The following is a 26,550-nucleotide window of genomic DNA, read 5'->3' on the forward strand; positions in this document are numbered from 1 at the left end:
CCTGAGACCGGCTCCGCCGCGCCGGGCCGAGCACGAGGCCCGGCAGGCCGCCCCCGGGGCACCCGACCCCCTCCCTCCCCGGCCGGCCGCAAGGCCGCCCGCCGTGGCCGGTACCGTTGCGGATCATGCGGATCATCCTTTTCACCGGGGCCGGCGGAGCCGGGCGGACCACCGTTGCCGCGGCCAGTGCTCTGAGTGGGGCCCGCCGGGGTGGGCGCGTGCTTCTGGTGTCTTCCGAGGCCGGCGGGCTGCTCGGCGCCGTCCCCGGGACCCGGCCCACGCCTGTGGCCGACGGGCTGTGGGCGGTGCGCGTCGACTCCGGGGCCGACTTCCGGCGGGAACTGCTCGCCCTGCAGGACCGTGCCGGCGCCGCGCTCGACCTCCTCGGGGCCGCGCCGCTGGAGGACGCCGAGCTCACCGAGCTGCCCGGCAGCACCCACTTCGCCCTGCTGCGGGCCCTGCGCGACGCCGCCGCGGGCGACTGGGACACCGTCGTCGTCGACCTGCCCCCGCTGCGCGACGCCCTCGCCCTGCTCGCGCTGCCCGCCGAGCTCCGCCGCTACCTGCGGCGCCTCCTGCCGCCCGAACGGCAGGCCGCCCGCGCCCTGCGCCCCATGCTCGCCCAGCTCGCCGGCGTCCCCATGCCCGCCCAGTGGCTGTACGCGACCGCCGCCCGCCTGGAGGAGGAGTTCGCCGCCGTCCAGGCCGTCGTCGACGCCCCCACCACCTCCGTACGGCTCGTCCTCGAACCCGGCCCCGCCGCCGAGGACACCCTCCGCACCGCCCGCCTCGGCTGCGCCCTGCACGGCCTCACCCTCGACGCCGTCGTAGCCAACCGCCTCCTGCCCGCGGAGACCCCCGACCCCTGGTTCGCCGGACTCGTCGCCCAGCAGCGCAAGCACCTCGACGAGCTCCACGCCGAGCTGGGCGCCGTCACCGAGCTGCCGCACCTCGGGGCCGACCCGCGCGGCCTCGACGACCTGGCCCGCCTCGACCCCGGCCCCGCCCCGGACGCCCCCGTACCCGCCCCCGCCACGGAGTGGACCGTCGAGGACCTGCGTGACAGCGACGGCATCCTCGTCTGGCGCCTGCCCCTGCCCGGAGCCGTCAAGAGCGACCTCGGGCTCGTCCGCCGCGGCGACGAACTCCTCCTGCGTGCCGGACCGTTCCGCCGCAACCTCCCCCTCCCGTCCGTCCTGCGCCGCTGCACCGTCTCCGGCGCCGGACTCACCGACGGCGTCCTCCGCATCCGCTTCACCCCGGACCCGGGGCTGTGGCCGACGACGGGCTGAACGCCCTACCGCCGTTCGGGTACCGTCGGAGGTAGTCGAAGGAACCCGTCCCGCCCGCAGGAGAAACGCCATGAGCGATGCCACCGAGCGTCCCGCCGCCGACTCGGACGCCTGGGCGAAGGCCTGCGCCGAGGACCTGGAGGCGGAGAAGGCGCGCCGCCGCGCGGAACAGGGCGGCGAGCCCGGCTCGGCCGCCGACGAGTTCCGCAAGCTCTTCGACGCCGTCGCGGACAAGGTGTCCTCGCTGAAGTCACCCCTGTTCGGCATGGCGGCGCAGGGCGGCGTGCAGCAGTTCGTCCAGCAGGCGAAGGCCGTGGTCGAGCCCGTCATCGAGCGCAACCCGCAGGTCTTCGACCACCTCGCCGCGGCCGGCAACGAACTCCTCGCCGCGTACCGCTCCGCCGTCGAGGGCCACGAGCGCCGCTGGACCCGCGAGCAGACCTGGAGCGACCGGGCCTCCGCCCAGGACGGCCCGGCCACCGAGCCCGGCACGGAGCCCGACGGCCCCCGCGGCAACCCCGGCAGCAACCCCGGCTCCACGCCCGGCACCAAGAAGGACGACGAAGGCCCCGCCACCGGCGAACAGATCGACCTGGACTGACCGTCCTCGACCTGGACGGATCGTCCCGGACTGATCAGCGGTGACCGCACCCTCGGGTACGGTTGGCCCTTAGCGGGGCTCGACCGAAAACTGAGGGACACATGGGACTCACCATCGGCGTCGACATCGGCGGCACGAAGATCGCGGCCGGCGTGGTCGACGAAGAGGGCACGATCCTCGACACCCACACGGTGCCCACCCCGCCGACCGCCGAAGGCATCGTCGACGCGATCTGCGCCGCCGTCTCCGAGGCCGGCAAGGGCCACCAGATCGAGGCCGTCGGCATCGGCGCGGCCGGATACGTCGACGACAAGCGCGCCACCGTACTCTTCGCGCCCAACATCCACTGGCGGCACGAGCCGCTGAAGGACAAGGTCGAGCAGCGCGTGGGCCTGCCGGTCGTGGTGGAGAACGACGCCAACGCCGCCGCCTGGGGCGAGTACCGCTTCGGCGCCGGCCAGGGCCATGACGACGTCATCTGCATCACCCTCGGCACCGGCCTCGGCGGCGGCATCATCATCGGCAACAAGCTGCGCCGCGGCCGCTTCGGCGTGGCCGCCGAGTTCGGCCACATCCGGGTCGTACCCGACGGCCTGCTGTGCGGCTGCGGCAGCCAGGGCTGCTGGGAGCAGTACGCCTCCGGGCGCGCCCTCGTCCGATACGCCCGCCAGCGCGCCAACGCCACCCCCGAGAACGCCCGGATCCTGCTGGGCCTGGGCGACGGCACCCCCGCGGGCATCGAGGGCAAGCACGTCTCCGCGGCCGCCCGCCAGGGCGACCCCGTCGCCATCGACTCGTTCCGCGAACTGGCCCGCTGGGCCGGCGCGGGCCTCGCCGACCTGGCCTCGCTCTTCGACCCGTCGGCGTTCATCGTCGGCGGCGGCGTCTCCGACGAGGGCGAGCTGGTCCTCGACCCCATCCGCAAGTCCTTCCGCCGCTGGCTGATCGGCGGCCAGTGGCGCCCGCACGCCCAGGTCCTCGCCGCCCAGCTCGGCAACAAGGCCGGTCTGGTCGGCGCGGCGGACCTGGCCCGCCAGGGCTGACGCCCCGCCAACGGCCGTACAGCGCCCGCCGCGTCCTCCAGTGGAGGCGGCGGGCGCTGCCGTATCTTGCTGCGCATGGCGACCAGCGAACTGCCCAACTCCCGCACCGAACCGGACGGTTCGGCCGTGATCCGGGTGCTCAGCTACAACATCCGCTCCCTGCGCGACGACGAGGACGCCTGTGCCCGCGTCATCCGCGCCTGCCGGCCCGACGTCGTCTTCATCCAGGAGGCGCCCCGCTTCTTCCGCTGGCGCAAGCACGCCGCCCGGCTCGCAGCCAAGAGCGAGCTGCTCGTCCTGAGCGGCGGCGCCACCGCCTCGGGCCCACTGCTGCTCTGCTCCCTGCGGGCGACCGTGGAACGGACCGAGGACATCCTCCTGCCGCTCACCCCGGGCCTGCACCGCCGCGGCTTCGCGACCGCCGTCGTACGCTTCGCGGGAGCCCGGGTCGGACTGGTCAGCTGCCATCTGAGCCTGCGCGAGGACGAGCGGTACGCGCAGAGCGGCATGCTCCTCGACCGGCTCGCCGGGATGGGCGTCCCGCACGCCGTCGCCGCCGGGGACGTCAACGAACGCCCGGACGGCCGCAGCTTCAAGCGTCTCGCCGCCGAGCTCCAGGACTGCTGGGCCGTACGCCCCTGGGGCGCCGAACACACCTCGACACCCGCCGACCCGCACCAGCGCATCGACGCCGTCTTCGCCACCCCCGGCATCGAGGTCCTCGGCTGCGGAGTCCCCCTGGACCTGCCGGGGATCGGCGCGGCGGACCTGACGGCGGCGACGGACCATCTCCCGGTCCTCGCCGCCCTGCGGATCCCCGCCACCCAGGACGCGCCGAAGAACGCGCCCCAGGCCGTGTCCTAGACCACCGCGCCCCGGCCGGGATCGTCGTCGTCCTCGTCGTCACCGTGCTTCATCCGGCCCACCAGCGTCGCGAACCCGCCGAGGAACCCGCCCACACAGACCGTCGTCAGCCACCACGTCATGTCCCACGACAGCAGCACGGCGAGCAGCATCAGGACCGGGCCGCCCAGCACCCCGAGCCACGCGAACTTCGTGGTCGCGTCGGCCTCCGGCAGCGGCGGCGGCTCCGGCGGCACGAAATGGCCCTCGTCGCCGTCGCCGTGCGCGGCGTCCCCGTCGGACGGCTCCGCCACGCTGTAGTCGCGCGGACCGGCCGCCGGGCCCACACCGGGCGCGAAGACCACCGAGCTGCCCAGCGGCTTGGCGGGCGGCGTCTCGCTGCCCCCGCCGGAGTCCTTCGGCCCCTTCGGCGTCTCGTTGACGTCGTCCTCCAGCAGGGCCAGGTCCTCCACCGACTTGAACGGCTTCGCCCCCGGCGGATCGGCCGGCTCGTCGCCGTACCCGGCGACGATCGCCGCCCAGGCCGCCTCCTCGTCGATCGGCTGCGGCTCGCGGTCCTCCTCGTGGTCCGATCCCTGTGAGTCCTGCTGCTCAGCCACCGGTCGTGCTTCCCTTCGTCGCGACACCCGAAGCGAGCCGGCCGATGAACGCGTAACTCTCCTCGAAGATCCGCCCCGCGTCGTGGTCCAACGTCGCCACGTGGTAGCTCTGTTCCAGCAGGATCTCCCGGACGTCCGTGGAGGAGATCCGGCTCAGGATCCGGGCCGAGTCCGCGGGCGGCACGACATGGTCCTGCGGGCTGTGCAGCAGCACCACCGGCTGCGTGACCTGCGGAAGCTCACGGTCGACGGTCCGGAAGAACTGGCGCACCGAATGGGCCGCGTGCAGCGGGACCCGCTCGTAGCCGACCTCCGTCACGCCCTCCTTGGCGATGTCGCTGGTGAGCCCCTTGGTCGTCCGCACCATATGGCGGGCGACCGGCAGCGCGTACGCCGACAGGCCGTGGACCTTGTTCGCCGGGTTCACCAGCACGATGCCGCTGATCGCGTCGCCGTGCTTGGCGGCGAGCCGCAGCGTCAGCGCCCCGCCCATCGACAGGCCGAAGACGAAGACCCGGCCGCACCGCTCGCGCAGCGCCCGCAGCTCCCGGTCCACCTCCGCGTACCAGTCCTGCCACGTCGTGACCTGCATGTCCTCCCAGCGTGTGCCGTGACCGGGCAGCAGCGGCAGCGACACAGTGAGCCCGCGCTCGGCCAGATACTCCGCCCAGGGGCGCAGCGACTGCGGGGAACCGGTGAATCCGTGACAGAGAAGGACGCCGACCTCTCCGCCCTCATGGCGGTACGGCTCGGCTCCGGGGAGGACCGGCACCGGGGTCTCCTGTTCGGTGGGAGGGATGTCAGGGAGGCATTTCCATACGGTGATACCCGTGGCTTCACCGTACGCGACCGGACCGACACCGACCAGGGCCGTCACCGCCCCGGAGGAGGGCGGGAGAGGGAGCGTGGGCCCGTCACGGGTTAAGGTCTGATCCATGGCACACAGGAGGCACTCGAGTTGATCTACGGCGCAATGAAGTTCTCCATCGGAGGGTCGCTGAAGCTCGCCTTCAGGCCCTGGGTGGAGGGCCTCGAGAACATTCCCGCCGAGGGGCCGGCGATCCTCGCGAGCAATCACCTCTCCTTCTCCGACTCCTTCTTCCTGCCGGCCGTACTGGACCGGAAGGTCACCTTCATCGCCAAGGCCGAGTACTTCACCTCGCCCGGCGTGAAGGGGAAGCTCACCGCCGCCTTCTTCAAGGGCGTCGGCCAGCTCCCGGTGGACCGCTCCGGCGCCCGCGGCGCAGGTGAGGCGGCGATCAAGGCCGGTATCGAGGTCATCGAGAGCGGCGGCCTGTTCGGCATCTACCCCGAGGGCACCCGCTCCCCGGACGGCCGCCTCTACCGCGGCAAGCCGGGCGGCCTCGCGCGCGTGGCGCTGGCCACCGGCGCCCCGGTCATCCCCGTCGCCATGATCGACACCGAGAAGATCCAGCCCCCCGGCAAGATCGTCCCGAAGCTGATGCGCCCCGGGATCCGGATCGGCAAGCCCCTGGACTTCAGCCGCTACCACGGCATGGACGGCGACCGCTTCATCCTGCGCTCGGTGACCGACGAGGTCATGTACGAGATCATGAAGCTCTCCGGCCAGGAGTACGTCGACATCTACGCGACCGCCGCCAAGCGCCAGATCGCGGACGCCGAGAAGGCCGCCAAGGAGGCCGTCAAGGCCGAGATCGCCGAGCGGGAGCAGTCCGGCGCGTAATCCCGCGCGCACAGCGGGGTTTGAGGTCCGGGGTTTCGGGGGGCAGGGAAGATGGCCAGGCGCGAGCGTGTCGTACGGATGTCGGTCGAGCAGCCGCTGTGGCGCGCGCTCACCGGCTACCGCCTCCTCACCATGGTGTACGCCGTAGCGATCTTCGTCTTCGGGCGGGACGCGTACGAGCGGCCCTGGGTGGCGATCGGCTTCCTCGGCGTCCTCGTGGTGTGGACGCTGGCGACCCTGCCCAAGGTGGCCGCCGCCGCCAGCTGCACCCGGCGGTTCCTGGTCGCCGACCTGACCATCGCCCTCACCGGCATCCTGCTCACCCCGCTCGCCGACGTCCACGCCCAGCAGTTCGACGGCCCGACCCTGCCGACCATCTGGACGGCCGGATCGGTCCTCGCCTACGCCATCAAGGGCGGCTGGCGCTGGGCCGCGTTCGCGTCCTCGCTGGTCGCCGCCGCCAACCTTGTCGAGCGCGGCAGCCCCAGCCGGGACACCCTGCACAACGTCCTGCTGGTCTGGATCGCCTCGGTCGCCATCGGCTACGTCGTCGAGATCGCCCGCGCCTCCGAACGCACCCTCGCCCGCGCCCTGGAGATCGAGGCAGCCACCCGCGAACGCGAGCGCCTCGCCCGGGACATCCACGACAGCGTCCTGCAGGTCCTCGCCATGGTGCAGCGGCGCGGCACGGCCATCGGCGGCGAGGCCGCCGAGCTGGGCAGGATGGCAGGCGAGCAGGAGGTCGCCCTGCGCACCCTGGTCGCCGGCGGCCTGTCCCGTCCCTCCCTGGTCTCCGAGGACGAGGCCGAAGGCGCGGTCGTACGGATCGTGGAAGAGCCGGACGACCCCGCCGGCCCGGTCGATCTGCGGGCGCTGCTCGCCCCGCGCGCCGGGGCCAGGGTCACGCTCGCCGACCCGGGCGCCCCGGTCCCGCTGCCGCCCGAGGCGGCCCGGGAGTTGGCCGCCGCTGTCGGTGCCGCCCTGGACAATGTCCGCAGACATGCCGGGGACGGCGCCCAGGCGTGGATCCTCGTCGAGGACTGGGGGGACGAAGTGATCGTGACCGTGCGGGACGACGGCCCCGGCATCCCCGAGGGCCGCCTCGCCCAGGCCGAGGGCGAGGGCCGGATGGGCGTCGCCCTGTCCATCCGGGGGCGGTTGCGCGATCTGGGCGGTACGGCCGAGCTGATCTCGGTCCCCGGGCAGGGTACGGAAGTCGAGTTGAAGGTTCCACGCGCGCGTGGGGGGAAGGCGGGCACGCGATGAGCGAGCAGGTCGAGCAGGTCCAGCAGGCAGAACAGTCGATCAGGGTGATGGTCGTCGACGACCATCCGATGTGGCGGGACGCGGTCGCCCGCGACCTCGCCGAGGCCGGATTCGACGTGGTCGCCACCGCGGGCGACGGCGAACAGGCCGTCCGGCGCGCCCACGCCGTCACCCCGGACGTCCTCGTCCTCGACCTGAACCTGCCCGCCAAGCCGGGCGTCCAGGTCTGCAAGGAACTGGTCGGCGCCCGGCCCTCCCTGCGCGTCCTGGTCCTCTCCGCCAGCGGCGAGCACGCCGACGTCCTGGAGGCCGTGAAGTCCGGCGCCACCGGCTATCTCCTCAAGTCGGCCAGCACCGCCGAGCTCCTGGACGCCGTCCGGCGCACCGCCGCCGGCGACCCGGTCTTCACCCCCGGCCTCGCCGGCCTGGTCCTCGGCGAGTACCGCCGGCTCGCCTCCGAACCGGCCCCCGCCGCCGGCCCCGACGAGCCCAAGGCCCCCCAGCTCACCGAGCGGGAGACCGAGGTGCTGCGGCTGGTCGCCAAGGGCCTGAGCTACAAGCAGATCGCCGAGCGTCTGGTCATCTCGCACCGCACGGTCCAGAACCACGTCCAGAACACCCTGGGCAAGCTCCAGTTGCACAACCGCGTGGAGCTCGTCCGGTACGCGATAGAGCGCGGACTCGACGACGCCTGACCGTTCGACCGGCCACACCGCCTTACACGTACGAGTGAACGGGAGGCGCCGACGCCCGTACGTGGTCCGGGAATTCACCTTTCGTCCCGTCCCGGAGTGACCTGGGTCACTACTAGCGTGACCCGCAACAGGTCACCAGGACGGCGAAGGGAAGGTTCCATGCGGGTCGGAGTGCTCACCGGAGGCGGCGACTGCCCCGGTCTCAACGCGGTCATCCGCGCCATCGTCCGCAAGGGGGTCCAGGAGTACGACTACGTGTTCACCGGCTTCCGGGACGGCTGGCGCGGCCCCCTCGAGGGTGACGCCGTGCCGCTCGACATCCCCGCCGTGCGCGGCATCCTGCCGCGCGGCGGCACCATCCTCGGCTCCTCGCGCACCAACCCCCTCAAGGTCGAGGGCGGCATCCGCCGCATCAAGGACAACCTCGCCAAGGCCGAGGTCGAGGCGCTCATCGCGATCGGCGGCGAGGACACCCTCGGTGTCGCCGCCCGCCTCAGCGACGAGTACGGCGTGCCCTGCGTCGGCGTCCCGAAGACCATCGACAACGACCTGTCCGCCACCGACTACACCTTCGGCTTCGACACAGCGGTCGGCATCGCCACCGAGGCCATCGACCGGCTCCACACCACCGCCGAGTCCCACATGCGGGTCCTCGTCGTCGAGGTGATGGGCCGTCACGCCGGCTGGATCGCTCTCCACTCGGGCCTCGCCGGCGGCGCCAACGTCATCCTCGTCCCCGAGCAGCGCTTCGACGTCGACCAGGTCTGCGCCTGGGTGACCTCCCGCTTCAAGGCCAGCTACGCACCGATCGTCGTCGTCGCCGAAGGGGCCATGCCCAAGGACGGCGACATGGTCCTCAAGGACGGCACCCTCGACTCCTTCGGCCACGTCCGCCTCTCCGGTGTGGGGGAGTGGCTGGCCAAGGAGATCGAGAAGCGCACCGGCAAGGAGGCCCGCACCACCGTCCTCGGCCACGTCCAGCGCGGCGGCACCCCGAGCGCCTTCGACCGCTGGCTCGCCACCCGCTTCGGACTGCACGCCATCGACGCCGTCCGCGACGGCGACTTCGGGAAGATGGTCGCCCTGCGCGGCACCGACATCGTGCGCGTCCCGATCGCCGAGGCGACCGCCAAGCTGAAGACGGTCGACCCGAAGCTCTACCAGGAGGTCGGCGTCTTCTTCGGCTGAGCCCCGCGGGTCGTACGGGGCCTCGGCTCACGCGGCCGGCCGGCGCGGCGGGAACGTACTCCTCCCCACCGCGCCGGCCGAGAGCCGTCCCCTCAACCGGCCTCGCGGACCAGCACCCCCGCCAGCAGCCCTTCGACGACCGCGGCACCGTCCAGCGTCAGCACCGACTCCGGGTGGAACTGGACGCCGGCGAACCCCGGCCCGCGCAGCGCGTGCACCTCCCCGCTCTCCGCGTCCCGGGTCACCTCGATCCCGCGCACCGCCAGCTCCGCCGCGTGCTTCTCGTCGCAGCGGGCGGTGAAGCTGTTGTAGAAACCGACCGTCTCCGGCCGCCCGAACAGATCGATCCGCAGCTGCGCCCCCTGGAACGGCGTCCGCTTGCGCACGATCGGCAGCCCCAGCTCCGCCGCGATCAGCTCGTGCCCGAGGCAGACACCCAGCAGACCGTGCCGGTGGTCACGGACGAGCTCGGCCGTGAGCCCCCGCAGGAAGCGCATCTTCGGATCGGCCGCATCCGCCGGATCGCCCGGCCCCGGACCCAGCACCACCGGCCCCTCGTGGGCGAGCGCCACCTTCCGCAGCCCCGGCTCGTCGTAACGGCGGACGGTCACCTCGAGCCCCAATGAGCGCAGCAGATGCGCGAGCATCGCCGTGAACGTGTCCTCTCCGTCGACGACCAGCGCGTGCCCGGCCATCCCCGCCGACCGGGTCTGCATCCGCAGCCAGAACGGCGCCAGATCCGCCCGCCGGGCATCCAGCGCGGCCCTTACCCGCGGCTCCTCGGCGAGCAGCGGCCGTACGGACTCGTCGAGCGCCCGGCCCTCCCTGACCCCCAGCGCCGTCAGCACACCCGCCGCCTTGGCATGGGTCTCGGCCACCTCCGACACCGGGTCCGAATGCCGGACCAGCGTCGCCCCGACCGGGACCCGCAGCCGCCCGTCCCCGGCGATGTCGGCCGTACGGATCAGGATGGGGGAGTCCAGCGTCTGGGCGCCGTTCGTGTCCGTGCCCAGCAGGGCCAGCGCGCCCGCGTAGTAGCCGCGGCCGCCCACTTCATGGCGCTCGATGACCCGGCAGGCGTTCTGCACGGGTGAGCCGGTGACGGTGGCCGCGAACATCGTCTCGCGCAGCACCTCCCGTACGTCGAGCGAGGACCGGCCGCGCAGCTCGTACTCGGTATGGGCCAGGTGTGCCATCTCCTTCAGCCGCGGCCCGACCACCACCCCGCCCATGTCGCCGACCGCGCACATCATCTTCAGCTCCTCGTCCACGACCATGGAGAGCTCGTCGGTCTCCTTGCGGTCGGCGAGGAAGGCGAGCAGACCCTCGGCGTCCGGCCCGCCGGCCGGATAGCGGTAGGTGCCGCTGATCGGATTCATCACGACCGTCCCGCCCGCCATCCGGACGTGCACCTCGGGGCTGGCCCCGACCAGGGTCCGCGAGCCGGTGTGCACGACGAACGTCCAGTACGCGCCCCGCTCGCTCGTCAGCAGCCTGCGGAACAGCGCCAGCGCGTCGGCCCGGCCGAAGCCGGGGATCTCGCCGGTGTACGTCCGCCGGATCACGAAGTTGGCGCCCTCGCCGCCGCCGATCTCCTCCTCGACGACCCGCCGCACGATCCGCGCGTACGTGTCGTCGTCGATGTCAAAACCGCCGCCCTCGACCCGTACGTCATGGGCCGGAAGCCGGTCGAGCACCTCGGCGAGGGGGAGTTCGTACGCCTCCTCGGCGACCAGCACCGACAGCGGCGTGCCGTCGTCGCGTACGTCGAAGCCGCGCTCCCGAATCTGCCGGAACGGCACCAGCGCCAGCGTGGGCAGTTCCCCGACGGGCAGCTCGGCCAGCCGCCCGGCCTCGTGGACCGGGCCGATCAGCAGCTCGACGGTGTCGTGGTCACGGCCGGGCGTGCGGCGGCGCAGCAGCGCGAACGGGGGGCAGGAGTCGTCGAGCAGGCGGGACAGGTCCATAGAGGCGTTCCTTCCGGGTGGAGTGGGAGGAACGGCCCCGTGAAACGGAAGAAGGCCGCCCCTCGGGCGGCCTTCGCGTGTTCGGTGTACGCGCAGTCAGTGGGCCGCCGGATGAGCGGTCCACCACCAGTTCTGGGTCGTCTGCGCGAACATGCCGCGAACCCTACCCCACCCCCCGGCCGCACCCCGGAGATCTGATCATCTGTCTCACCCATTGAGCGCGGTCATGGACAAACGTGACGACCCCGTAAGGTGTTACAGGTGACCGTGAACGCTAAGACCACCGCATCCGGTGGCAACACCTGGCGAGACCTTCCCGCGGCGCAGCAGCCCGAGTACCCCGATGCCGAGGCTCTGCGCGATGTGATCGCGGACCTCGAGTCGTATCCTCCGCTCGTCTTCGCGGGCGAGTGTGACCAGCTGCGCGCCCGGATGGGAGCCGTCGCCAAGGGCGAGGCGTTCCTTCTCCAGGGCGGCGACTGCGCCGAGGCCTTCGACGCCGTGTCCGCCGATCACATCAGGGCCAAGCTCAAGACCCTGCTCCAGATGAGCGCCGTGCTGACGTACGCCGCCTCCGTGCCCGTCGTCAAGGTCGGCCGCATCGCCGGCCAGTACTCCAAGCCCCGCTCCAAGGGCACGGAGACCCGTGACGGCGTGACCCTGCCGACCTACCGGGGCGACTCGGTCAACGGCTTCGACTTCACCGAGGCCGCCCGCGTCCCGGACCCCGAGCGCCTGAAGCGGATGTACCACGCCTCCGCCTCGACGCTGAACCTGGTCCGCGCCTTCACCACCGGCGGCTACGCCGACCTGCGTCAGGTGCACGCCTGGAACCAGGACTTCGTGAAGTCCTCCCCGTCCGGGCAGCGCTACGAGCAGCTCGCGCGGGAGATCGACAACGCCCTGAACTTCATGAAGGCCTGCGGCACCGACCCGGCCGAGTTCAAGGCGGTGGAGTTCTACTCCTCGCACGAGGCGCTGCTGCTCGACTACGAGGGCGCGCTGACCCGTACCGACTCGCGGACCGGCAAGCTGTACGACACCTCCGGCCACATGGTCTGGATCGGTGAGCGCACCCGCCAGCTGGACCACGCGCACATCGAGTTCGCGTCGCGGATCGCCAACCCGATCGGCATCAAGCTGGGCCCGACGACCACGGTCGACGAGGCGCTGACCTACATCGACCGTCTCGACCCGGAGCGTGAGCCGGGCCGGCTGACCTTCATCGTCCGCATGGGCGCCGACAAGGTCCGCGACAAGCTCCCCGAGCTGGTCGAGAAGGTCACCGCGTCGGGTGCCACTGTCGCCTGGGTCACCGACCCGATGCACGGCAACACCTTCGAGGCGGCCTCGGGCCACAAGACCCGCCGCTTCGACGACGTGCTGGACGAGGTCAAGGGCTTCTTCGAGGTCCACAAGAGCCTGGGCACGCACCCCGGCGGCATCCACGTCGAGCTCACCGGTGACGACGTCACCGAGTGCGTCGGCGGCGGCGACGAGATCTTCGTCGACGACCTGCACCAGCGCTACGAGACCGCCTGCGACCCCCGGCTCAACCGCAGCCAGTCGCTGGACCTGGCGTTCCTCGTGGCGGAGATGTACCGGGACCAGTGATCTTCCCGGGCTAGAGGTTCCTACGACTGTGGGGCGCGGATCCATGTGATCCGCGCCCCACAGCCATGACCGGGACTTTTGCGCCACCCGGGTGGCGGGTAAGGTTAGGTTAGCCTAATCGATCTCGGCGGGAGGTGAACCGCGTGTACGTCTGCTCATGCTTCGGTGTCACGGAGAAGCAGGTTCAGCAGCATGCCGACGCGGGTGCCTGTACGCCTCGCCAGATCGCGTCCGCCTGCAAGGCGGGCACCGACTGCGGGTCGTGCGTCCGCCGTATCCAGGCGATCCTCGGGCGGGGCAGCTGCCCCCGCCGCGACCTCCTCGACCAGGGCGAGCCGGCGCTCGCGGACCTCACCGAGGCGGGCGCGGAGGCCGACGCACTGTCGGAAGCGGCCTGACCTAGCTCTCCGGCTGTTCGATCAGCTGGGCGAGGTAGAGCGCCTCACCGAGCTTGTCGAGCAGATCCAGCTGGGTGTCGAGATAGTCGATGTGGTGCTCCTCGTCGGCGAGGATCGACTCGAAGATGTTCGCCGAGGTGATGTCGCCTTTGGCCCGCATGATCTCGATACCGCGCCTGAGCCGGTCGATGGCCTCGACCTCGACCTGGCGGTCCGCCTCGAACATCTCCTTGACCGTCTGCCCGATGCGGACGTGGAACAGCCGCTGATAGTTCGGCAGCCCGTCCAGGAAGAGGATCCGGTCGGTCAGGACCTCCGCGTGCTTCATCTCGTCGAACGACTCGTGACGCGTGTACTTGGCGAGCTTCGTCCAGCCGAAGTTCTCCTGCATCTTCGCGTGCAGGAAGTACTGGTTGATCGCGGTCAATTCGGCGGTCAGCTGCTCGTTGAGGAATTCGATGACCTCGGGGTCGCCCTGCATCGCAGCGGCTCCTTCCACACGTCTGACTGGGCAGGATGGCCGCATCCTTGCACTGCGGGTGAGGGCCGTCCAGTAAGTGCAGGCTTAGTATGAGTTGCCCGAATCGGGCCGGACCTGGTCATGACCACCCCTTCCGGTCTGTCACCATGGACGCATGGGTCAGCCGGAGAGCGGGGAACGCCGGAGCGCAGAGCAGTCGGATCTTCCGCCGGGGCAGCGGCTGCAGCGCGGCTGGCCGGTCACCCACTACGGCCCCGTCCCCAAGTTCAAGCCGGACCGCTGGGAGTTCCGGGTCTTCGGCGCCACGGCGGACGGCGACAAGAAATGCTGGAATCACGAGGAGTTCTCGGCCCTGCCGTTCTCCACGGTCGTGGCGGATCTGCACTGCGTCACGAAATTCAGCATGCTGGGGGCCGAATGGGGTGGGGTGCCCGCCCGTACGATCCTGGAACTGGCTCCGCCGGCCATCAATGTCACGCATGTGATGGTGTGGGCCGAATACGGATTCAGCGCGAATATGCGGCTCGCCGACTTCGCGTCCGAGCGCACGATTTTCGCCACGCACAAGGACGGTGAACTCCTCACAGCCGAGCACGGTTTTCCGCTGCGGCTGATCGTGCCGCATCTCTACGCCTGGAAAGGCCCCAAATGGGTCCGGGGCGTGGAGTACATGACCGCCGACCGCCGCGGCTTCTGGGAGGAGCGCGGCTATCACAACATCGGCGACCCGTGGAGCGAGCAGCGCTACTCCTACCAGGAGGAGCCGGGGGACGGCCCCGAGCTGTAGCGCCCGGGGGCCGTCAGTGGTGGTACTGGTGGACCACCGCGTGGCCCTTGCCGCGGCCGATCATCCACTTGTTGACCGGGGTGGTGATCACGAAGGCGACGAGGAAGGCGAAGGCCAGCGCGCCCCAGAAGAGGGCGTCCGACAAGTGCGCGTCCATGGCGCCGGGTACGAGCAGCAGCACGCCGTTGTCGACGATCTCCATGACGGTGATCGAGAGGGTGTCGGCGGCCAGCGCGACACCGATCGCCGCCCTGAGGCCCACGCCCGCGCGGAGGACCGCCCACAGGGTCAGTGAGTAGCCGAAGAAGAAGGCCAGGACGATGGCGAGGGCCATCGTCGGGGCGTTGCCCCAGCCCAGCGCCGTACCGATGATCATGCCCAGGACCTCGCCGATGGCGCAGCCGGTGAGGCAGTGGAGGGTGGCCTTGGCCGCCATGGCCCAGCTGACCGGGCCGAGGCCGTGGGTCTCGCCATGCCCGTGGTGCTGATGCCCGTGCTGGTGCTCGCCGTGGTGCGCGTGAGCGTCGTGCTGCATGGTGTCCCCCAATGTCGGACAGCGGTTCCTGCCGATGCAAGAACCGTATACCCCCCAGGGGTATTCCTCAAGGAGGATCGCCGCTCCCGAGCCTCAGTCGCGGAGCTCCTTCAGCCGTGCCACGTCCGCCGCATGGCCCTCCGGGCCACCGGGCGTCTCGATGATCAGCGGGACGCCCGCGGTGGCCGGATGGCGCATCAGCGCACGGAACGGCTCCGCGCCGATGTGGCCCGCGCCGATGTTCTCGTGCCGGTCCTTGTGGGCGCCGACGACGTCCTTGGAGTCGTTGGCGTGGATCAGCTTCAGCCGCCCCTCACCCACCGTCTCCACCAGCAGATCCAGGGTCTGCGCCATGCCGTGCGGCCCGGCGAGGTCGTGGCCGGCCGCGAAGACGTGGCAGGTGTCCAGGCAGACGCCGAGCTTGGGATGGCGGTCCAGGGCCTCGAAGTACGGCCCGAAGTCCCAGGTCCGCGAGCAGAGCGAGAAGCCCTGTCCGGCCGTCGACTCCAGCAGCAGGAACGGGTCGTCGTCGTGGGTGAGCTCGTCCAGGAGCGGCAGCATCCGCTCCCGTACCTGCGCGAGCGCCACCTCGCGGGAGCGTCCGCCGGTCGCCGAGCCCGTGTGGACGACGACACCCTGGGCGCCGATCTCCCGGGCGCGGCGCAGGGAGTGCCGCAGCGAGTCCACGGACCGCTCGACGGTGGCCTCGGTGTGCGAGCCGAAGTTGATGAGGTACGGGGCGTGGACCCACGCGGAGATGCCCTCGGCGGCGCACTCGGCACGGAACTTCTCGTCCTGGGCCGGGTTGCCCAGCGGCAGCGCCCAGCCGCGGGGATTGGCGACGAAGACCTGGACGGTCTCGGCGCCCAGCTCACGGGCGTAGTTCAGACCGGTCGTGGCGAGGCCGCCGGCCACGGGGACATGGCCGCCGACGGGGTTGCGCATGAGTTTCTACAGTCCCTTGGTCGTGATGGTGATGGTGCTGCCCTCGGGGGCCTTGCCGCCGCCCGGTACGGACTGGGAGGCCACCGTGTCGCTCAGGAAGGGGAAGGTCTTGTCGACCTTCACCTGGAATCCGGCCGCGATGAGCCTGGCCTTGGCGTCGTCGGCCTTCTCGCCGGTCACGTCGGGGACCTCGACCATGCGGGGTCCCTTGGAGACGGTGAGGGTGATCGTGTCGCCCTTGGCGGCGCGGCTGCCGACGGCCAGCGACTGGTTGGCGACCGTGCCCGCGGCCCGGGGGGAGTGGACCTGCTCGGGGGCGACCCGCACGGTCAGCCCGAGGTCCTGGAGGGTCTCCGTCGCCGAGGCGACGGAGGCACCCGCCACGTCGGGGACGTCGATCGGCGCGCCCTTGCTGACGACCAGGGCGACGGCGGAGTCGGGGCTGCGTTCGGTGCCCGGCTTCGGATCGGTGCTGATCACCGCGTTCCGCGGGATGTCCTGGCTGAAGGCGGTGGTGATCACACCGGGCGCGAGACCGGCCTTGGCCAGCTCGCGTCTGGCCTGCGGGAGCGGGGTGCCCTTGAGGTCGGGGACCTTCACGATCTCGGGGCCGCGCGAGATGGTCAGCTTCACCGAGCCGTTGCCCCGGATCCGCTGCCCAGGCTCGGGGTCGGTGCCCATGACCGTGCCCCGCTCGTAGGCGCCGCTGAACGCGCGATTGACCCCGGCGACGTCGAGGCCCGCGTCCGTCAGACGCTTCCTGGCCTCTGCCTCGGACTGGCCGAGGACGGCCGGGACGCGGGTGAACTGTCCGGAGTTGATGTACCAGACGCCGGTGCCGATGCCGAGCGCGAGCAGGACGCCGACGAGCGTGAGGTAGAGGCCGCGGCGCTGCGGGGCGGGCGCGCGCGAGGGCTCCGGCGGGGCCGGGGGCTGCGCGGGCAGCCGGGACGTGTGCTCGGCGGCGGGCAGCGGCCGCGGGATCACACTGGTCCGGTCCTCCGAGCCGTCGTGGTCGTCGCGGCGTGAGCTCGGCGGTACGAGGTCCAGCTGCTCGTCGCCGAGCCGGGCGCGGGCCTCGCGGACCTGGCCGAGCAGGGCCACGGCGTCGTGCGGGCGGACCTCGGGGCTGCGGGCGGTGGCGCTCGCCACCAGCTCGTCGAGCTCGGCAGCGAGGCCGGGGAAGGCGGCGGAGGGGGCGGGCACGTCCGCGTTCAGATGCTGGTAGAGCACCTGAGCGGGGGTGTCGCCGGCGTGCGGCTTGGCGCCGGTCAGCATCTCGTACAGCACGACACCGCACGCGTAGACGTCGACGCGGGTGTCGGTGGTGCCGTCCTCGATCTGCTCCGGCGCGAGGTAGGAGACGGTGCCGAGGACCGCGCCGGTGGTGTTGGTGACGGCGCCGACGGCCCGTACGAGCCCGAAGTCGGCGACCTTGACCCGGCCGTCGTCCCCGATCAGGACGTTCTCCGGCTTCATGTCCCGGTGCACGAACCCGGCCCGGTGCGCGGCGCCGAGCGCGGCGAGCACGGGCTCCAGGATGTCCAGCGCGGCCCGCGGCTGGAGGGCGCCCCGCTCGCGCAGCACGTCGCGCAGGGTGCAGCCGGCGACGTACTCCATGGCGAGGTACACGTACGCCCCGTCGGCGCCCTGGTCGAAGACGCCCACGACATTGGGGTGCGACAGCCGTGCGACGGACTTCGCCTCCCGGATGAACCGCTCGACGAACGACGCGTCGGCGGCGAGCGCGGGATGCATCACCTTGAGCGCGAGCACCCGGTCGAGCCGGGTGTCGACGGCCCGGTAGACCGTGGCCATCCCGCCGACGGCGATACGCGCGTCGACGCGGTAGCGGCCGTCGAGCAGCTGCCCGACGAGGGGGTCCTGAAGGGTCGTGTCCACCCGGGAAGTCTACGAGCCGCCACGGACAGGGAGGTACGTCGGCGGTGCCCCGGCCCCCGGTTAAGGGGGCCGGGGCCGCCGTCAGAACGCCGGGCGCTCGGGATCCAGGTGGGCGCGGCCCTCCGTCGGCGAGGACGCCTCGGCGAAGTGGCGGCGGGGGATCCGGCCCGCCCGGTGCGCCAGCCGGCCCGCCTCCACCGCGTACCGCATCGCCTCCGCCATCAGCACCGGCTCCTGCGCCCGGGTCACGGCCGAGGCGAGCATCACCGCCCCGCACCCCAGCTCCATCGCGAGCGCCGCGTCGGACGCCGTCCCCGCACCCGCGTCCAGAATCACCGGCACGCGCGCGTGCTCCACGATCAGCTGGAAGTTGTGCGGGTTGCGGATGCCGAGACCGGAGCCGATCGGCGAACCCAGCGGCATGATCGCCGCGCACCCCACGTCCTCCAGCTTCCGTGCGAGGACGGGATCGTCGTTGGTGTACGGCAGGACCGTGAAACCGTCGTCGACCAGCGTCTCCGCCGCGTCGAGGAGCTCGATCGGATCGGGCAGCAGGGTCCGCTCGTCCGCGACCACCTCCAGCTTGATCCAGGACGTGCCGAGCGCCTCCCGCGCCAGCCGCGCGGTCAGCACCGCCTCGCCGGCCGTGAAGCAGCCCGCCGTGTTCGGCAGCACCCGGATGCCCAGCTTGGTCAGGACGGACAGCACGGACCCCTTGACGCCCGGGTCCAGGCGCCGCATGGCGACCGTGGTGAGCTCGGTGCCGCTGGCCACGAGGGACCGTTCCAGCACGTCGAGGCTGGGCGCCCCGCCCGTACCCATGATCAGCCGCGACGAGAACGTGGTGTCGCCGATGGTGAGCAGATCGTCGGCCATGGTCAGCCTCCCTGGACGGCGGTGAGGACCTCGACCCGGTCGCCCTCGCCGAGCACCGTGCCCTTCCACTGGCTGCGCGGCACGACCGTCTCGTTGAGCGCGGCGGCCACGCCGGACGGCGCGGCCGTGAGCGTGGTGACGAGGACGTCGAGGGTGGTGGGGCCGGAGAGTTCGCGCACCTCCCCGTTGACGGAGACGTTCATGCGGGCTGCTCCTCACGTACACGGTCGAATCGGTGCGGGGTGAAGGCGGCCGCCTCCTCGGGCAGCACCCCCGTGGCCAGCAGCGCGCCCATCACGTCCCCGGTGACGGGGGTGAGCAGGACGCCGTTGCGGTAGTGCCCGGTGGCCAGGTGCAGGCCGGGCAGGGTGGTGGCGCCGAGGAGGGGCGCGTTGTCGGGGGAGCCCGGCCGCAGCCCGGCCCGGGTCTCGGTGAGCGGCAGTTCGGTGATGCCGGGGACCAGTTCGTGGGCGTCGCGCAGCAGCTCGTACACCCCGCCCGCCGTGACCGTGGTGTCCCAGCCGAGCTCCTCGCTGGTGGCGCCGACGACCAGTTCGCCGTTCTCGCGCGGCACCAGATAGACGTGGCTGCCGCGGACGACGGCGCGTACGGTCCGGGACAGGAACGGCGCGTACGCGGGCGGCACGCTCAGCCGCAGCACCTGCCCCTTCACGGGCCGTACGGGCGGCAGGACGTCGTCCGGTACGCCCGCGAGCCGTCCGCTGAGGCTGCCGGCCGCCAGGACGATCTGGTCCGCGGTGAGCTCGCCGCCGTCGGAGAGGACCACGCCCGTGGCCCGGTCCCGTACGACGGTGAGCCGCTCGGCCCAGCCGCGGAGCAAGACCACTCCGGCCCGCTCGCAGGCGGTCACCAGAGCGGCCGCGAGCCGCCGGGGGTCGATCTGGTGGTCGCCGTCGACCCGCAGCCCGCCGCGCACTCCCGGAGCGAGCATCGGCTCGAGGCGCCGGCAGTCACGGCCGGTGAGCCACTCGGACTCGAGACCGCAGCGCCGCTGCAGGGCGTGCAGTTCGCGCAGATGGGCCCGGTCGTCGGAGTCGAGGGCCACCGCGAGGGTGCCGCAGGCGCGGTGGCCGACGTCCTGGCCGGTGGCTTCCTGGAGTTCGGCGACGAAGTCGGGGTAGCGGCGCGCGGAGGCGAGGTTGAGACCGAGCAGGGTCTCCTCGCCGTAGTGGAGTTCGGTGACCGCGGCGAGCATGCCCGCCGCGACCTGTGCCGCGCCGCCGCCGGGGTCCGGGTCCACGACCGTGGTGCGCAGTCCGCGCTGCGCCGCCCGCCAGGCCGTGACCAGGCCGATGATCCCGCCCCCGACGACAAGGACGTCGGATCCGGTGGATGTACGTGGATGCATGGGCGTCCAGCCCCTCCCTTCGCCGGCATGACCCGGATCAGGTTCGTACGGTCGGAGGCCGGCCAGCCTCCCTCTCAGCCCGGTGCGTCCGGGCTCCCGCGAGTGCTCTACGGTGGCCAGACTAACCCCAGCCTCCAACCCCGAGTAAGGGAGCCTCCGCTGTGGCCCGCCCGTCCACCCGCTCTCTCGACGGGCTCGTGCTCGCTCCCGTCGCCGACCAGGCCCCCGGCCAGGTGGGCACCCGCACCCGGTTCACGTACCACGAGCGGGACGGCCGGATCTGGGCCGAGTACGAGGGCGGGGACGTCGTGCGCGGGTATCTCGTCGGCACGCGCGCGGGGGACCGGCTCGACTTCCGGTACGTCCAGTTGAAGCAGGACGGATCCACCGCTTCCGGGCATTGCGTCTCGAATGTGGTGCAGCTCACGGACGGGCGCGTTCGTCTGGAGGAGACCTGGGCATGGGAGTCCCAGGAGGGCAGCGGCACCAGTGTGGTGGAGCAGCTGCCTTCCTGACGGTCTGTCAGATGCGTAAGGTGATCGGGTGAGCGAGCAAACGCTGAGTCAGCCGCGGGACGAGCGGCGCGTCGTCATCGTCGGTGCCGGAATGGCCGGGGTCCAGACCGCGGTCGCCCTGCGCGAACAGGGCTTCGCCGGACCGGTGATCCTGATCGGCGCCGAGCCGCACCAGCCCTACGACCGGCCGCCCCTGTCCAAGGCCGTCCTGCTCGGCAAGGCCGAGGGCTCCGCCTTCGAGGTCGACTTCGAGGCGCTCGCCATCGAACTGCGCCTCGGTGTGGACGTCACCGGCCTGCGCCCCGGCGCCCGGGAGGTCGACACCGAGGCCGGGCCCGTCCCGTACGACGTCCTGATCATCGCCACCGGCGCCGAACCGGTCACCCTGCCCGGCTCCCAGGGCGTCCCCGGCGTCCACCTGCTGCGCACCCTCGACGACGCCGAACGGCTCCGGCCGGTGCTGGAACAACGCCACACCATCGTGGTCGTCGGCGCCGGCTGGATCGGCGCCGAGTTCGCCACCGCCGCCCGCGAGGCCGGCTGCGCCGTCACCGTCGTCGAAGCCGCCGACCGCCCCCTCGCGGGCGCGCTCCCCGCCGACATCGCCACCCCGATGGCCGAGTGGTACGCGGAGAGCGGCACCGAACTCCTCGTCGACGCGCGCGTGGACCGTATCGAGCCGGGCCGGGTCGTCCTCGCCGACGGCCGGACGCTGCCCGCCGACGCCGTCGTCGTCGGCATCGGGGCCAGACCCGCCACCGGCTGGCTCGCCGGCTCCGGGATCGACCTGGGCCCCGACGGCTCCATCACCGCCGACGACCGGCTGCGCACCTCGCTCCCGGACGTGTACGCGGTCGGGGACTGCGCCTCCTTCCCCTCGGCCCGCTACGGAGAGCGACTGCTCGTCCATCATTGGGACAACGCCCTCCAGGGACCCCGGACGGTCGCCGCCAACATCGTCGACCAGATCGCCCCCGGCTCCCACGTCTACGACCCCGTGCCGTACTTCTGGTCCGAGCAGTTCGGGCGCTTCGTGCAGTACGCGGGCCACCACACCGGCGCGGACGCCGCCGTGTGGCGCGGCGAGCCCACTGGCGCGTCCTGGGGCGTCGTCTGGCTGCGGGAGGGCGTCCTCGTGGCGCTCCTGGCCGTCGGCAGACCCCGCGACCTGGCCCAGGGGCGCAAACTGATCGAGGCGGGCGCCCGGCTCGATCCGGAGCGCGCCGCGGACCCGTCCGTCCCTCTGAAGGCCGCAGTCCTCTAGGCCCGACTACCGACTGTCAGTCCGGGATGGCACGCTTGTCCCGTGACCGAGATTGACGCAAAAATCGATGCTCTCGTCCCCGCCTGGCTTCACCTCCCCGACATCGCGGAAATCCTCGATGTCGAGGTGACGCGCGTGCGGCAGCTGGTCAAGGAGGGCCAGCTGATCGCCGTGCGCCGCGGTGAGAACCGGACGCTCCAGGTGCCGGCCGCCTTCATCAAGGACGGCAAGGTCGTCAAGGGCCTCAGCGGCACCCTGACGCTCCTGAAGGACGACGGCTTCACCGACGAAGAGATGCTGGAGTGGCTTTTCACTCCCGACCCGACCCTGCCGGGCACGCCCGCGCAGGCGCTCAGCGAGAATCGCGGCACGGAGGTGAAGCGCCGCGCCCAGGCGCTCGCCGTCTGAGCCAGCAGGACACCAGCAGGATCCGACACCAGGCGGTGTACGGGCCGGAGAAGGCCCGTCCCGTACGCCGCCGCACCACCACGGGGGGAACGCCTCATGTCCACGCCTCGCGCCCAGCTCGCCGACGCCCGCCTCTATCTGTGCACGGACGCGCGTAAGCGCCAGGGGGACCTGCCCGCGTTCCTCGACGCCGTGCTCGGCTCCGGGGTGGACATCGTGCAGCTGCGGGACAAGGGCATGGAGGCCGGCGAGGAGCTGGAGCACCTCGCCGTGTTCGCCGACGCCTGCCGCCGCCACGGCAAGCTCCTCGCCGTGAACGACCGGGCCGACAGCGCCCACGCCATCGGCTCCGACGTGCTGCACCTGGGCCAGGGCGACCTGCCCGTCCCGGCCGCCCGCGCCATACTCGGCGAGGACGTCCTGATCGGCCGCTCCACACACGGCGAGGCGGAGGTCGACGCGGCCGTCGCCGAGCCGGGCGTGGACTACTTCTGCACCGGCCCCTGCTGGCCCACCCCCACCAAGCCCGGCCGGTACGCCCCCGGCCTGGACCTCGTGCGGTACGCCGCCGCGCTCGAGCAGGACCGGCCCTGGTTCGCCATCGGCGGCATCGACGCGGGCAACCTCGACGAGGTCCTGGACGCGGGCGCCCGCCGGATCGTGGTCGTACGGGCCGTGACGGAGGCCGACGACCCAGCCGCGGCCGCCGCCGCGCTGGCCAAGCGGATCCGGGAACGCTCCCTCTGACCCCTCTGGGCCACTGGCTCTGCCGTGATCGCCTCCCGCAATCATGTCCACATGGTGGACGGAATCCCTCCGTTTTGGGGCTTCCGTCGCGGGAAGTGTCCGAAGTGTGGACGCTAAACCGGCAAAACCGGCCAAATCCCCCTCCTCTGGTTGGGGGACGGGCAGGGCCTCGTTAACCTGCGGGTATGGCCCTTGGCACAGCTTCGACCAGGACGGATCGCGCACGTACCGTGCGCGATCTGCTCGCGACCGGCAAAACTTCGTACTCTTTCGAGTTCTGGGCGCCCAAGACCCAGAAGGGTGAGCGGAACCTCTGGAACGCGCTGCGCCGGGTCGAGGCGGTGGCCCCGAGCTTCGTCTCCGTCACGTACGGCGCCGGCGGCTCCACCCGCGCCGGCACGGTGAAGGCCACCGAGCAGATCGCCGCCGACTCCACTCTCACCCCGGTCGCCCACCTCACCGCCGTCGGCCACTCCATCGCCGAACTGCGCAACATGGTCGGCCAGTACGCCGACGCCGGCATCAGGAACATCCTCGCCGTCCGGGGCGACCCGCCCGGTGACCCCATGGGCGAATGGGTCCGGCACCCCGAGGGAGTCACCTACGCCGCCGAACTGGTCCAGCTGATCAAGGAGTCCGGCGACTTCTGCGTCGGCGTCGCGGCCTTCCCCGAGATGCACCCGCGCTCCGACGACTGGGACACGGACATCCGGCACTTCGCCGACAAGTGCCGGGCCGGCGCGGACTACGCGATCACCCAGATGTTCTTCGACCCGGAGAACTATCTGCGGCTGCGCGACGCGGTCACCGCGGTCGGCTGCGAGACCCCGATCATCCCCGAGGTCATGCCCGTCACCAGCGTCAAGCAGTTGGACAGGCTCCCACAGCTCAGCAACGCCCACTTCCCGTCCGACGTGAAAGAACGGATCCTCGCCGTCAAGGACGATCCGGCCGCTGTACGCTCCATTGGCATCGAGTTCGCGACGGAGTTCTGCGCGCGGCTGCTGTCCGAGGGTGTCCCCGGTCTGCACTTCATCACGCTCAACAACTCCACCGCCACGCTCGAGATCTACGAAAATCTCGGACTGCACCAGCAGTCGTGACCGGCCGTACCCGCTCCTACCCGTGGCGGAGGCCATAGGGAGGGGCGGGCATGGGCTGGACGGTCCTCTACATCGCGTTCGGCGTCGTCGCGCTGTGGCTGCTCGGCGAGGTGCTGCTGCAGTACAAGGCGCGACTGCGCTGGCGGCTGCTGGCCTTCACCGGCTTCCTCGGCGTCGTCCTCGGCGTCCTGCTGCCGTCCGTGCTGGTGATCATCCTGGGCGCCATCGCGTTCGCGGTCGGCCAGACCTACGTCACGCTCTCCTTCCGCCGCGGCTTCTCCACCGGCTGGGCCCTCGGCGGCAAGCCCGGCGCGAGCCGCCGCCGCAGGTCGGCCGCCCCGCCGCCGGCCGCGGCCGCGGAACCGACGGCTGAGGCGGACGAGCCCTCCGCCGCGGAGACCACGGCGGTCTACGCACCGCAGCCGATGCCCGACGACACGGGGCAGTACGGCGTCTACGACGACCGGGGCCACGACGAAGCCGCCGCCCAGGCCCCCACGGCGTTCGGCACCGACTACGGCACCTACCCGCCCGGCTACGACCAGCCCGCGGGCCAGGACGCGTACGCCGCCGGCTACGACTACGGCACCGGCCAGCAGCAGTACGCCGCCTACTCCGACCCTTACATCGGCCCCGGCACCGACGGCCAGCAGTACACCGCGTACGACTACGGCAACGGCCAGCAGCAGTACGCCTCCTACCCCGACCCGTACGGCCCGCCCTACGGCTACGACACCCCGCCCGGCGGCGTCTGGGTCCCCCAGCAGCGCGACAACGACCAGCTCACCCCGCCGCCGATGCCCCCGATGCCGCCCGTGCCCCAGGAACCCGCCCCCTACGGCTACGACCAGGGCCAGGGCGAGCAGCAGCCCTACCGCTACTGACCGGCCCGCCGCCGGCCCCGCCCGTTACCGCGAACCGCGGAAGTCCGCGCCCTCCACGATCAGGCCGGCCACCAACGCGCCGGACATCCCGCTGTGGGCGAGGCCGCCGCCCGGGTGGGCCCAGCCACCCGCGAAGTACAGGCCCGGCAGCGGAGAGACGTTGGCGGACGGCAGCAGCCGCCCCGCCGCGCCCGCCAGAGCGGGCGCCGGGACCTCCGCCATGCCCGTTTCCCGGAGGGTGTCCGCAGGGGTCCGTACGTGGCGCCACAGCAGCCGCTCCCGCAGGCCCGGCACGGCCCGCTCCGCGGCCTCGGTCATCCGGTCGGCGAACGCCTCCCAGCCGTCCTCCACAGCCACCGGCACGGTCGCCGTGACCGTCACCGCCTCATGGGCGCCGTCCGGGCGCAGCCGCTCGTCGTCGGGGCGCAGCGCCACCACGGTCGGACGCAGCGCCGTCCGGCCCGCGGCGAGCGCGGCCCGTTCGTCCGCCGCGTCGGTGGAGTGCACCACCGTCCGGTGCGCCGCGTCCGCCTCCCGTGCCCCCCGCAGCGCCAGGCAGAGCGTGACCCGACCGGTCCGGACAGCCGACGGCGGCTCCTGGCCCACCGAGCCGATCACCCCGTCCCGGTACAGAGCGGGCACCGGCGCGGCGGCGACCACGTGGTCCGCCTCGGCCTGCCGCCCGTCCGCCAGCTCCACACCGGCCGCGCGCCCGTCCTTCTCCAGCACCCGCGCCACCTCGGCGCCGAAGACGAACTCCACCTTCCGCGCCAGGCACCGCTCGTGCAGGGCGTCCGCGAGGGCCCGTATGCCCCCGAGGACGTACCAGGAGCCGAACGTCTGCTCCATGTACGGCAGTACGGCGGCGGAGGCCGGAGCGGTCGCCGGGTCCAGGCCGTACGCCAAGGCGTAGCCGTCGAGCAGCGCCGCCAGGCGCGGGTCACGCAGCTCGCGCCGCCCCACCTCGGCGAGGGTCGTGGGGGTGCGCCGCAGCAGCCCGGACTTGAGCCCCGGATACGGCTCCCGGGCCAGGGGAGAGGTGTCGGCCGGCAGCGGTTCTTCGAGCAGCGGGCGCCGGGTGCGGTCCCAGGCCTCGCGGGCCCGGCCCATGAAGTCGCCCCACCGCTCGCCCGCGCCCGCACCCAGGGCGGCGTCGAGCGCGGAGACGACCCCCGCCCGTGAGGCGTTCGGCAGCGACACCGCCGTGCCGTCGGCGAAGACATGACGGCTCGACGGATCCACCTGCACCAGCTCGACGCACTTCTCCAGCGCTTCCTTGCCGGTCTTGACGAAGAGATCGCGGTGGACGGCGGGCAGATGCAGCAGCCCGGGGCCGGTGTCGAAGGCGAAACCGTCCCGTTCGAACCGGCCCACCGCGCCGCCGTACGTCGCCGAGCGTTCGTACACCGCCACCTGGTGGCCTGCCACGGCAAGCCGGGCGGCCGCCGCCATCGCGCCCATCCCGGCGCCGATCACCGCAATACGTGCCATGCCGAAAAGCC

29 protein-coding genes and 1 riboswitch are annotated in these 26,550 nt (G+C 72.2%); of the genes, 17 read left to right on the forward strand and 12 right to left on the reverse strand.

The features are described from left to right. Positions 1-125: 125 nt before the first annotated feature. From IEZ01_RS07120 to IEZ01_RS07135, 4 genes are all read left to right on the forward strand, one after another. Positions 126-1,292, forward strand: a complete 1,167-nt coding sequence (locus IEZ01_RS07120) for an ArsA family ATPase (protein WP_189200526.1) — start codon at positions 126-128, stop codon at positions 1,290-1,292. Between the two features lie 70 nt (positions 1,293-1,362). Then, complete coding sequence (locus tag IEZ01_RS07125; protein WP_019885585.1) at positions 1,363-1,893, forward strand: DUF5304 domain-containing protein; 531 nt, start codon at positions 1,363-1,365, stop codon at positions 1,891-1,893. 101 nt (positions 1,894-1,994) lie between these two features. Beyond that, positions 1,995-2,936 (forward strand): ROK family glucokinase, encoded by a 942-nt coding sequence (locus IEZ01_RS07130; protein WP_019885584.1) that lies wholly within the window; start codon positions 1,995-1,997, stop codon positions 2,934-2,936. A 75-nt stretch (positions 2,937-3,011) separates the two neighbouring features. Further along, positions 3,012-3,800, forward strand: a complete 789-nt coding sequence (locus IEZ01_RS07135; protein ID WP_019885583.1) for an endonuclease/exonuclease/phosphatase family protein — start codon at positions 3,012-3,014, stop codon at positions 3,798-3,800. Here IEZ01_RS07135 and IEZ01_RS07140 read toward each other — a convergent pair. Together IEZ01_RS07140 and IEZ01_RS07145 are read right to left on the reverse strand one after the other, a co-directional pair. Continuing rightward, complete coding sequence (locus tag IEZ01_RS07140) at positions 3,797-4,399, reverse strand: hypothetical protein (protein WP_189200529.1); 603 nt, start codon at positions 4,397-4,399, stop codon at positions 3,797-3,799. The genes IEZ01_RS07135 and IEZ01_RS07140 overlap by 4 nt on opposite strands. After that, entirely contained in the window at positions 4,392-5,171 is a 780-nt protein-coding gene (locus IEZ01_RS07145) for an alpha/beta hydrolase (RefSeq protein WP_019885581.1), read from the reverse strand. Before IEZ01_RS07145 ends, IEZ01_RS07140 begins: the two co-directional genes overlap by 8 nt. A gap of 201 nt (positions 5,172-5,372) precedes the next feature. On the opposite strand from IEZ01_RS07145, the gene IEZ01_RS07150 reads away from it, so the two are divergent. The 4 genes from IEZ01_RS07150 (at position 5,373) to IEZ01_RS07165 (ending at position 9,253) form a co-directional block, all read left to right on the forward strand. Next, positions 5,373-6,104 carry a lysophospholipid acyltransferase family protein gene (locus IEZ01_RS07150; protein ID WP_019885580.1) on the forward strand — a complete coding sequence of 244 codons (732 nt, stop codon included), beginning with the start codon at positions 5,373-5,375 and terminating at the stop codon, positions 6,102-6,104. Between the two features lie 51 nt (positions 6,105-6,155). Then, entirely contained in the window at positions 6,156-7,370 is a 1,215-nt protein-coding gene (macS, locus tag IEZ01_RS07155) for a MacS family sensor histidine kinase (protein WP_189200531.1), read from the forward strand. Beyond that, on the forward strand, positions 7,367-8,065 hold the full coding sequence (locus IEZ01_RS07160) for a response regulator (RefSeq protein WP_019885578.1): 699 nt from the start codon (positions 7,367-7,369) through the stop codon (positions 8,063-8,065). The genes macS and IEZ01_RS07160 overlap by 4 nt, the downstream gene beginning before the upstream one ends. Before the next feature lie 159 nt (positions 8,066-8,224). Continuing rightward, complete coding sequence (locus IEZ01_RS07165) at positions 8,225-9,253, forward strand: 6-phosphofructokinase (RefSeq protein WP_189200533.1); 1,029 nt, start codon at positions 8,225-8,227, stop codon at positions 9,251-9,253. Positions 9,254-9,345: 92 nt separating this feature from the next. Here IEZ01_RS07165 and IEZ01_RS07170 read toward each other — a convergent pair whose 3' ends face one another. Continuing rightward, positions 9,346-11,220 (reverse strand): anthranilate synthase family protein, encoded by a 1,875-nt coding sequence (locus IEZ01_RS07170; protein ID WP_189200535.1) that lies wholly within the window; start codon positions 11,218-11,220, stop codon positions 9,346-9,348. A gap of 96 nt (positions 11,221-11,316) precedes the next feature. Then, positions 11,317-11,373: a trp operon leader peptide gene (locus IEZ01_RS35995; RefSeq protein WP_078513512.1), complete on the reverse strand. Its 57-nt coding sequence runs from the start codon at positions 11,371-11,373 to the stop codon at positions 11,317-11,319. 108 nt (positions 11,374-11,481) lie between these two features. Here IEZ01_RS35995 and IEZ01_RS07180 point away from each other — a divergent pair, with 108 nt between their 5' ends. Both IEZ01_RS07180 and IEZ01_RS07185 read left to right on the forward strand, forming a co-directional pair. Further along, on the forward strand, positions 11,482-12,834 hold the full coding sequence (locus IEZ01_RS07180; RefSeq protein WP_019885575.1) for a class II 3-deoxy-7-phosphoheptulonate synthase: 1,353 nt from the start codon (positions 11,482-11,484) through the stop codon (positions 12,832-12,834). 134 nt (positions 12,835-12,968) lie between these two features. Next, positions 12,969-13,232 carry a (2Fe-2S)-binding protein gene (locus IEZ01_RS07185; protein ID WP_019885574.1) on the forward strand — a complete coding sequence of 88 codons (264 nt, stop codon included), beginning with the start codon at positions 12,969-12,971 and terminating at the stop codon, positions 13,230-13,232. A 1-nt stretch (position 13,233) separates the two neighbouring features. On the opposite strand, the gene bfr is transcribed toward IEZ01_RS07185, so the two are convergent. Beyond that, on the reverse strand, positions 13,234-13,713 hold the full coding sequence (gene bfr / locus IEZ01_RS07190) for a bacterioferritin (protein WP_019885573.1): 480 nt from the start codon (positions 13,711-13,713) through the stop codon (positions 13,234-13,236). Positions 13,714-13,867: 154 nt separating this feature from the next. Between bfr and IEZ01_RS07195 the strand changes: the two genes are divergently transcribed. Next, the gene (locus IEZ01_RS07195) at positions 13,868-14,500 is read left to right on the forward strand and encodes a sulfite oxidase-like oxidoreductase (RefSeq protein WP_019885572.1); all 633 of its coding nucleotides are present in this window, start codon (positions 13,868-13,870) and stop codon (positions 14,498-14,500) included. A gap of 13 nt (positions 14,501-14,513) precedes the next feature. Here the strand turns inward: IEZ01_RS07195 and IEZ01_RS07200 are convergent, their stop codons facing one another. The 6 genes from IEZ01_RS07200 to thiO form a co-directional block, all read right to left on the reverse strand. After that, positions 14,514-15,035, reverse strand: a complete 522-nt coding sequence (locus tag IEZ01_RS07200) for a DUF4396 domain-containing protein (protein ID WP_028797432.1) — start codon at positions 15,033-15,035, stop codon at positions 14,514-14,516. Positions 15,036-15,128: 93 nt separating this feature from the next. Further along, entirely contained in the window at positions 15,129-15,980 is an 852-nt protein-coding gene (locus IEZ01_RS07205; protein WP_019885570.1) for a deoxyribonuclease IV, read from the reverse strand. A 6-nt stretch (positions 15,981-15,986) separates the two neighbouring features. Next, entirely contained in the window at positions 15,987-17,882 is a 1,896-nt protein-coding gene (gene pknB / locus IEZ01_RS07210; protein ID WP_189200537.1) for a Stk1 family PASTA domain-containing Ser/Thr kinase, read from the reverse strand. An 81-nt stretch (positions 17,883-17,963) separates the two neighbouring features. Further along, positions 17,964-18,758: a thiazole synthase gene (locus IEZ01_RS07215; protein WP_189200539.1), complete on the reverse strand. Its 795-nt coding sequence runs from the start codon at positions 18,756-18,758 to the stop codon at positions 17,964-17,966. A 2-nt stretch (positions 18,759-18,760) separates the two neighbouring features. Next, a complete protein-coding gene (gene thiS / locus IEZ01_RS07220; protein ID WP_019885566.1) occupies positions 18,761-18,961 on the reverse strand; it encodes a sulfur carrier protein ThiS in 201 nt (66 codons plus the stop codon). Continuing rightward, on the reverse strand, positions 18,958-20,127 hold the full coding sequence (thiO, locus tag IEZ01_RS07225) for a glycine oxidase ThiO (protein ID WP_189200540.1): 1,170 nt from the start codon (positions 20,125-20,127) through the stop codon (positions 18,958-18,960). Before thiO ends, thiS begins: the two co-directional genes overlap by 4 nt. Next, positions 20,125-20,237, reverse strand: a riboswitch (TPP riboswitch). (Overlaps the previous gene by 3 nt.) Before the next feature lie 51 nt (positions 20,238-20,288). Here thiO and IEZ01_RS07230 point away from each other — a divergent pair. The 6 genes from IEZ01_RS07230 to IEZ01_RS07255 all read left to right on the forward strand — a co-directional run bounded on the left by IEZ01_RS07230 (position 20,289) and on the right by IEZ01_RS07255 (position 25,048). Continuing rightward, positions 20,289-20,642, forward strand: coding sequence for an avidin-fold protein (locus tag IEZ01_RS07230; protein WP_019885564.1), 354 nt, complete (start codon positions 20,289-20,291; stop codon positions 20,640-20,642). 28 nt (positions 20,643-20,670) lie between these two features. Continuing rightward, positions 20,671-21,906, forward strand: coding sequence for an NAD(P)/FAD-dependent oxidoreductase (locus tag IEZ01_RS07235; protein ID WP_019885561.1), 1,236 nt, complete (start codon positions 20,671-20,673; stop codon positions 21,904-21,906). Between the two features lie 42 nt (positions 21,907-21,948). Continuing rightward, positions 21,949-22,314 carry an Rv2175c family DNA-binding protein gene (locus IEZ01_RS07240; RefSeq protein WP_019885559.1) on the forward strand — a complete coding sequence of 122 codons (366 nt, stop codon included), beginning with the start codon at positions 21,949-21,951 and terminating at the stop codon, positions 22,312-22,314. A 96-nt stretch (positions 22,315-22,410) separates the two neighbouring features. After that, the gene (thiE, locus tag IEZ01_RS07245; RefSeq protein WP_189200542.1) at positions 22,411-23,061 is read left to right on the forward strand and encodes a thiamine phosphate synthase; all 651 of its coding nucleotides are present in this window, start codon (positions 22,411-22,413) and stop codon (positions 23,059-23,061) included. A 185-nt stretch (positions 23,062-23,246) separates the two neighbouring features. Next, positions 23,247-24,164: a methylenetetrahydrofolate reductase [NAD(P)H] gene (metF, locus tag IEZ01_RS07250; protein ID WP_040875115.1), complete on the forward strand. Its 918-nt coding sequence runs from the start codon at positions 23,247-23,249 to the stop codon at positions 24,162-24,164. A 50-nt stretch (positions 24,165-24,214) separates the two neighbouring features. Then, entirely contained in the window at positions 24,215-25,048 is an 834-nt protein-coding gene (locus IEZ01_RS07255; RefSeq protein WP_019885556.1) for a chromosomal replication initiator protein DnaA, read from the forward strand. A gap of 24 nt (positions 25,049-25,072) precedes the next feature. On the opposite strand, the gene IEZ01_RS07260 is transcribed toward IEZ01_RS07255, so the two are convergent. Beyond that, positions 25,073-26,539 carry a phytoene desaturase family protein gene (locus IEZ01_RS07260; RefSeq protein ID WP_189200544.1) on the reverse strand — a complete coding sequence of 489 codons (1,467 nt, stop codon included), beginning with the start codon at positions 26,537-26,539 and terminating at the stop codon, positions 25,073-25,075. Between the last annotated feature and the right edge of the window lie 11 nt (positions 26,540-26,550).

Origin of the sequence: Streptomyces purpureus (assembly GCF_014648195.1) — a bacterium.
Classification (GTDB): domain Bacteria; phylum Actinomycetota; class Actinomycetes; order Streptomycetales; family Streptomycetaceae; genus Streptomyces; species Streptomyces purpureus.